Source organism: Methylocystis suflitae (assembly GCF_024448135.1).
In the GTDB taxonomy this organism is placed as follows: Bacteria; Pseudomonadota; Alphaproteobacteria; order Rhizobiales; family Beijerinckiaceae; genus Methylocystis; species Methylocystis suflitae.
In genome coordinates this window covers 21,349-27,581 of sequence record NZ_JAMRYX010000031.1, presented here as the reverse complement: position 1 = coordinate 27,581, position 6,233 = coordinate 21,349, and the positions used below count along the sequence as shown (strand labels likewise).

Here is a 6,233-nt window from a genome sequence, read left to right as displayed (position 1 = left end):
AAAGCCATGTTTTTCTCCCAGAATTCTGGCGCCTGATTCACGAGCGCCCTACACGAGCCGCACGCGGGGGCGCGGCGATGAGAGCCCGCGCACGCGGCGCGGACTCAACCATTTTTGCGCGGCCTTGCCAAGGCGCGGGGCCCAGCAAGCGCGCCAAACGTCACACGAGTTCGCGGGCCAACGCGAAAGCGTGACGGAAATCGAGGCAGAGCGGCTGGTCGGACGTCGCCATCTTCTTGAAGAGACCAGCTTCCGCGCCGTATTTGACGTTGCCGATCGCCAGCGCGCCAATGCCCAGCGCGCCGTGAGGCGAAATGACGACGCCATTGTCGTGCAGACCGCAGCCTTCAACGCCAAGCGGCGGCACGGCGTTAACGTCGGCGGCGATCAAGAGATCCTTGGCGGCGGCGAGATCGTCCTTCGATAGCACCTGGACGCCGGCGCGCGCCGCGCACAGCGCGATTTCATGCTGGCGCAGCAATTCCCGCACTTGTTCTGGGGTGGAGCCGTCGGCAGGCGCCACTTTGATGTTGAAACGCTTGCACATTTCGTCGGCGAGCTTGGCGACCCGCTCGAGGCCGCTATAGCCGACGACGGTGACCTCTGCGCCTTCAAGCGCCGAGATGACGGCGGCGGAATAGCCAACAACGCCCGTCGCCCCGTAGATGACGACCTTCGAGCCCTTGAGCTCGCGCTGTTTCTTCTCCCGCAGAATCTTTTCGACGCAGGCGACCATGGCCCCGGCGGTGGTGAAGGAGCCGTAGGGATCGGCGAAGAGCGACACTTCGAAGGGCTTGAGCAGCGCTTTCTTTGCCGTGTCCATCATGTCGAGCGCGAGCACGGCGTCGCGGCCGGCGAAGAAGATGCCGGTGCGCAGCGCGGCCGAAGGCGCGCGCGAAAACATCGCGTCCTGCACGAGCGCGGTGACTTCGTCGAGCGTGACATTGGTGTAGGGAATCGCCGCGTCATAGCCGGCGTCGAGGGCCATGTTCACATCGAAGGGGCTCATATGCTTCAACGTGCTGAGCATGTGCAGAATCGCTTTGGCCATTGAACCTCCCCAACCTTTCCCTCGATTTTCGCGTCTTACGCGGCCAATAGGCGACGCGCGGCGGGAGACAGTCTCCAGCCCCTCGATCTCTCAAAGATTCCCGGCAAAAGGAACGGCGCGCGGGCGCGCGCCTCGGCCTCGCCCGGAGCGATGGGAGGCTTAGAACCCAGAACGAAGCCGATGTCTAGAGGCGTGTGCGCCGCAGCGAGGGGTCGCATGGCGCCTTCTGTTGGTTGACGCCGGCCGCGCTTTGCCTCTATAAGCCCGCAAACGGGGCTCGGCGCATTAAGCGTCGCGCCTCGCTGTCTTTTTCACCCTCTGCTGGCGATCGCGGGCGACTGACGCCGCGGTCCACGCATGGAAGAATAGAGCGAAAGGAACCATTATGTCCCGCCGTTGCGAGCTGACCGGAAAGGGCGTGCAGTCCGGCAATCTCGTCAGCCATTCCAATCGGAAGACGAAGACCCGCTTTCTGCCCAATCTCGTCAATGTGACGCTCGCCTCAGAGGCGCTGGCGCGTTCGGTGCGGCTGCGTATCTCCGCGGCGGCGCTGCGGTCGGTCGAGCACCGCGGCGGGCTTGACGCCTTCCTCGTGAAGGCGAAGAGCGAAGAACTGTCGCAGAACGCCCGAACGCTCAAGCGCGAAATCGAGAAGAAGCAGGCGGCCGCGAGCGCTTAAAGCTTCGCCTTCTGTTTTTTGGCATTTGGCCCCGTCGCCTTGCGGCGGGGCTTTTGTCTTTTTAGGCGCCCCCGAGCTTACCGCGGACGTAATCAGCCAGGATGCCGATGACGCCGATACGCTTAATCGCCGCCCAAAACTGGGGGCCAATAGAATTCAACGCTGCGGCCCAGTAGCGCCACTTCGCGCGACGGAGTGATATGCCGCTGACAACGTCGTTCCGGAAGTCTTCATCGAGGCATTGAAGAAGGCTAGCACGGTAGCGCTTCTTGGCGAAGAGACCAACGAGGAGCTCCGCAAATAGTGGAGGCTCCCTCATGCTCTGAGGTTCAAACTTGAATTTTAGTCCACCGCAAATTCTCTCGATAAACCAAATCCTTAATAAGAGCTGAAAAAACTGAAATATGATCGCTACAGCGATAGACACGCCGTACGTAAAATTAGCGCTTAGCTCGATATATTCGCAAGCTTTGAAACATAGCCCAAACACGATCAACGCTAATGCATTTTCGCCACCTTGTAGCACGCCTCCTTTCAGTCCTCGGACGAGCGCTTGCGAGTTGCTCCGAGCCTTCATGCCGAAGCCCCTTCAATTTCGAGTCCATCGCGCATAGCGTCCAGCGCTCGTAGTGACGCCTGCAACGCCAACTGCCCCGGCCCGGTAATAGCGAAATACTGCTTCTTCCGCCCGCCACGTGCGGCGGTCGCCTCTCCCTCTCGAGAAGCGATGAGGCCTTTGTCTTCCAATCGCTCCAGCACAGCGTAAATCGAGCCGAATGAATACTCGCGATCCGTGCGCTTCCTGATTTCATCGCGGATCGAAACGCCATAGGCGTTGGGATGCTGAATGATGATGGCGAGCAGCGTCTGCTGCTCGGCGGTCGTCAGCTCAGGAATTTTGGACAAGAAACGCTCCGCGATTCGATTTCTTCGTAAGATTTGAAGAAATTGAACTCGGCGTCAAGCCCTCTCCTCACCCTCATGCTGAGGAGGCTCCGAAGGAGCCGTCTCGAAGCACGAGGGTGAAGAGAGGCAATATGTTTATCGAGTTTCCTCGTCCTTCGAGACGCGCGCGTTGCGCGCTCCTCAGGATGAGGAAACTCTTGGCCGCCCTACCCCTATATCCGGCCCCTACCCCCGCAGATCCGGCGGCGTCGCTTCTTCCGCCAGCCGCTTCAACGCCTCATCGAGCGAAAGCTGCGTCTGCGCCTGCGATCCGAGCCTGCGCATCGAGATCGTGCGCTCGGCCGCCTCTTTCTTGCCGGCGACGAGCAGCACGGGAACCTTCGCGAGCGAATGTTCGCGCACCTTGTAGGTGATCTTCTCGTTGCGCGCGTCGACCTCGACCGAGAGTCCAAGCTTCCGCGCCGCGGCGGCGACCTCATAGGCGTAGTCGTCGGCGTCCTGCGTGATCGTGCAAATGACGATCTGCAGCGGCGACAGCCACAGCGGCAGATGTCCGGCGAAATGCTCGATCAGAATGCCGGTGAAGCGTTCGAGCGAACCGAAGATCGCGCGATGGATCATCACCGGCGTCTTCTTCTCGCTGTCCGGCCCGATGTAATAGGCGCCAAAGCGGGACGGCAGATTGAAGTCGACCTGCGTCGTGCCGCATTGCCACTCGCGGCCGATCGCATCGCGCAGCGTATATTCGAACTTGGGGCCGTAGAAAGCGCCCTCGCCCGGATTGATGCCCGTCTTGATGCGTCCGCCCGAGCGCGCTTCGATTTCTCTCAGGACGCGCGTCATGATCGCCTCGGCCTCGTCCCAGGCCTCGTCGGAGCCGACGCGCTTCTCGGGCCGAGTCGAGAGCTTCACGACGACTTCCTCAAAGCCGAAATCGGCGTAGGTCGAGAGAATAAGTTCGTTGATCTTGAGGCACTCTTCGGCCATCTGCGCTTCGGTGCAGAAGACATGCGCGTCATCCTGCGTGAAGGCGCGCACGCGCAACAGGCCATGCAGCGCGCCGGACGGTTCATAGCGATGCACGACGCCGAACTCCGCCATGCGCAGCGGCAGATCGCGGTAGGACTTCAGGCCATGTTTGAAAATCTGGATATGGCCCGGGCAGTTCATCGGCTTGATGGCGTACAGCCGGTCTTCGTCCGTCTGTTCGCGCGCGGGCGCTGAGACGAACATGTTTTCGCGAAACCATTCCCAATGGCCGGACGTCTCCCACAGCGACTTGTCGAGGAGCAGCGGCGCGTTGACTTCCTGGTAGTCGGCCTTCAGGCGCCGGCGCATGTAGGAGATGACGTTCTGGAACAGCGCCCAGCCCTTCGGGTGCCAGAAGATCGCGCCGGGGCCTTCCTCCTGAAAATGGAAAAGGTCCATCTCGCGGCCCAAGCGGCGGTGATCGCGGCGCTCGGCTTCCTCCAGCCGGTGCAGATAGGCGTCGAGATCCTCCTGCGTCGTCCAGGCCGTGCCGTAGATGCGCGACAGCATCGGCTTCGTCGAATCGCCGCGCCAATAGGCGCCCGCAACCTTCATCAGCTTGAAGGCCGTGCCGACCTTGCCGACGGAGGGCAGGTGCGGACCGCGACAGAGATCGAGCCACTGGCCCTGCCGATAGATGCTCAAAGGCTCGTCGGACTTGATCGCGTCGATGAGTTCGCCCTTGAAAATCTCGCCCTTGGTCAGAAACCATTGCTTGGCGTCGTCGCGGCTCCAGACTTCGCGCGTGATCTTGGCGTCGCGCGCGACGATCTCGCGCATCTTCTTTTCGATCGCCGGCAGATCTTCGAGCGTGAACGGCTCGGCCCGGAAGAAATCGTAATAGAAGCCGTTCTCGATGACCGGGCCGATCGTCACCTGCGTGCGGGGATAAAGCTCCTGCACCGCCTCGGCCAGCACATGCGCGGCGTCGTGGCGGATGAGCTCCAGCGCGCGCGGATCTTCGCGCGTGACGAACTCGATCTTCGCGTCGCGCTCGACCGGGCTTGTGAGATCGACGAGCGCGCCGTCGAGCGTCATGGCGACGCTACGCTTGGCGAGAGAGGGAGAGATGCTCTTGGCGATGTCGACGCCCGAAACGCCGGGCTCGAACTGACGGGACGCCCCGTCGGGGAATGTAACCGCTACCATGTTTGCGCTCCTGTCGCGCTCAGTCGCCGATACGAGTCGACGTAAGTCGCTTTGGATGGACGGAGCCTTCATAGCGCCGCGCGCGCGCGGGCGCAATCGTGGCGAAGTCGGCGGGGCTTTAACGGAAAAGACGTGGCGCCTCCGAAAGGATTCGAACCCCCCGGATGCTTGCCGTTAGCACGTCAAGGTTGAGCTAACCCTTCAGGAATACGGACGCGAGAAGGTTTCGAGGAAATCTGCGTGACCGGCCCTCAAGGCCAAGCGTTAGCGCTCGCCGAATGATCGGACGCCAGGAGCATTGTTGCATTCAACCATGATCCGCGGCGAAGCGCCCGCCTGCCGCCTAAAACCAACGTCCACGGCCATACCAGCCGCCGCCAAGCAGGAGAACAACAATAATAATGAGGAGGAGCGTCTGGGTATCCATGATGTCCATTCCTTTTCAATGCGATGGCTCCGGCTTTGGCTCGTCCACATATCTGCGTTTGGTCCGGATGACCTCGCCGCATCGCGCACATCATATGGGAGATGCCGACAGACAAAAAAGAAGCGGGCGAATTAGATGACCGATATGTCGCTGAATTCTTGACCGCAACGAAAGCAAAACCTTCAGCATGCCGAGAGTCGTGCAGCTGCGCGGGTCGACGTCAGTGGGAACGGATCACTCAGGCAGGCATGACCAAGTGTATTGGTTTCGCTTCGCCAAACTTGGGCCATGGCACTTTAATGCCGGCTGCCGACAGGAACATCTGCGCCACATAAAGAACGATGAACACCCCGACCAAAACGACGAGCACGTGAACAACTGTTCGAAATGGCTCCGCGAGAGGAATGACACGGAGCAAGGTCGTCGCGGCCCACCAAAAAACCCCGATGATGATGACGAGAAAGATGAGTCCTATTAATGTTTCGATCATTGTCGTGTCTCCACCAAGCCGACTTTGCCCAAACGGCGGACGACCCTGCGGAAAATATGGACCTATCTACCATACAGACAAGGCCAACGATCGCGGTGAGCCGTTGTCGAAGCGACGAGTCGTCGTCGGCCAGACGTGTCGGAGCACTCGTTGAAATTGGCTCAGACCGGCGCCCCCCTTTGCCTCAATGTAGGCGTGGAAGGAAGGCGACGCGAAAGCGGCGCGTCTCGGTGTGTCCCAGTCACGAGAATCCGAAGCGTGATTTTTGACCCGGTGATGGTCTGCCGCGTTTCGCTATGACCGCGCGTTTTTGTAATCGCGAGCGCTCAGCGCGTCTTTCGCACCGCCAACTGTTGGGCGACCGCGCGGGGAAAGGGTTAGCAGCCCGTCAGCCGTTTTGGCTTGTGAGCTTTGATTAAGATGGCGCGCCCGAAAGGATTCGAACCTCTGACCCCCAGATTCGTAGTCTGGTGCTCTATCCAGCTGAGCTACGGGCGCCTGC

At 60.7% G+C, this 6,233-nt stretch carries 6 protein-coding genes and 1 tRNA gene; 1 reads left to right on the top strand and 6 read right to left on the bottom strand.

From position 1 onward, the window contains the following. Positions 1-160 precede the first annotated feature (160 nt). A complete protein-coding gene (locus tag NEI07_RS02595; RefSeq protein ID WP_256032487.1) occupies positions 161-1,051 on the bottom strand; it encodes an NAD(P)-dependent methylenetetrahydromethanopterin dehydrogenase in 891 nt (296 codons plus the stop codon). Between the two features lie 385 nt (positions 1,052-1,436). Between NEI07_RS02595 and rpmB the strand changes: the two genes are divergently transcribed. Beyond that, a complete protein-coding gene (gene rpmB / locus NEI07_RS02590; RefSeq protein ID WP_256032486.1) occupies positions 1,437-1,730 on the top strand; it encodes a 50S ribosomal protein L28 in 294 nt (97 codons plus the stop codon). 61 nt (positions 1,731-1,791) lie between these two features. Here the strand turns inward: rpmB and NEI07_RS02585 are convergent, their stop codons facing one another. The 5 genes from NEI07_RS02585 to NEI07_RS02565 form a co-directional block, all read right to left on the bottom strand. Then, positions 1,792-2,307, bottom strand: coding sequence for a hypothetical protein (locus NEI07_RS02585; protein WP_256032485.1), 516 nt, complete (start codon positions 2,305-2,307; stop codon positions 1,792-1,794). Continuing rightward, positions 2,304-2,636, bottom strand: coding sequence for a PadR family transcriptional regulator (locus NEI07_RS02580; RefSeq protein ID WP_256032484.1), 333 nt, complete (start codon positions 2,634-2,636; stop codon positions 2,304-2,306). The genes NEI07_RS02585 and NEI07_RS02580 overlap by 4 nt, the downstream gene beginning before the upstream one ends. Before the next feature lie 225 nt (positions 2,637-2,861). Then, positions 2,862-4,814, bottom strand: a complete 1,953-nt coding sequence (gene thrS / locus NEI07_RS02575; RefSeq protein ID WP_256032483.1) for a threonine--tRNA ligase — start codon at positions 4,812-4,814, stop codon at positions 2,862-2,864. 665 nt (positions 4,815-5,479) lie between these two features. Then, positions 5,480-5,731 carry a hypothetical protein gene (locus NEI07_RS02570; RefSeq protein WP_256032482.1) on the bottom strand — a complete coding sequence of 84 codons (252 nt, stop codon included), beginning with the start codon at positions 5,729-5,731 and terminating at the stop codon, positions 5,480-5,482. A 421-nt stretch (positions 5,732-6,152) separates the two neighbouring features. Next, positions 6,153-6,229, bottom strand: a tRNA-Arg gene (locus NEI07_RS02565). Positions 6,230-6,233: the final 4 nt, after the last annotated feature.

Coding starts and splice junctions, on each gene's coding strand:
- NEI07_RS02595 (WP_256032487.1), bottom strand. CDS start 1,051: ATGGCCAAAGCGATTCTGCACATGCTCAGCACGTTGAAGCATATGAGC.
- rpmB (WP_256032486.1), top strand. CDS start 1,437: ATGTCCCGCCGTTGCGAGCTGACCGGAAAGGGCGTGCAGTCCGGCAAT.
- NEI07_RS02585 (WP_256032485.1), bottom strand. CDS start 2,307: ATGAAGGCTCGGAGCAACTCGCAAGCGCTCGTCCGAGGACTGAAAGGA.
- thrS (WP_256032483.1), bottom strand. CDS start 4,814: ATGGTAGCGGTTACATTCCCCGACGGGGCGTCCCGTCAGTTCGAGCCC.
- NEI07_RS02570 (WP_256032482.1), bottom strand. CDS start 5,731: ATGATCGAAACATTAATAGGACTCATCTTTCTCGTCATCATCATCGGG.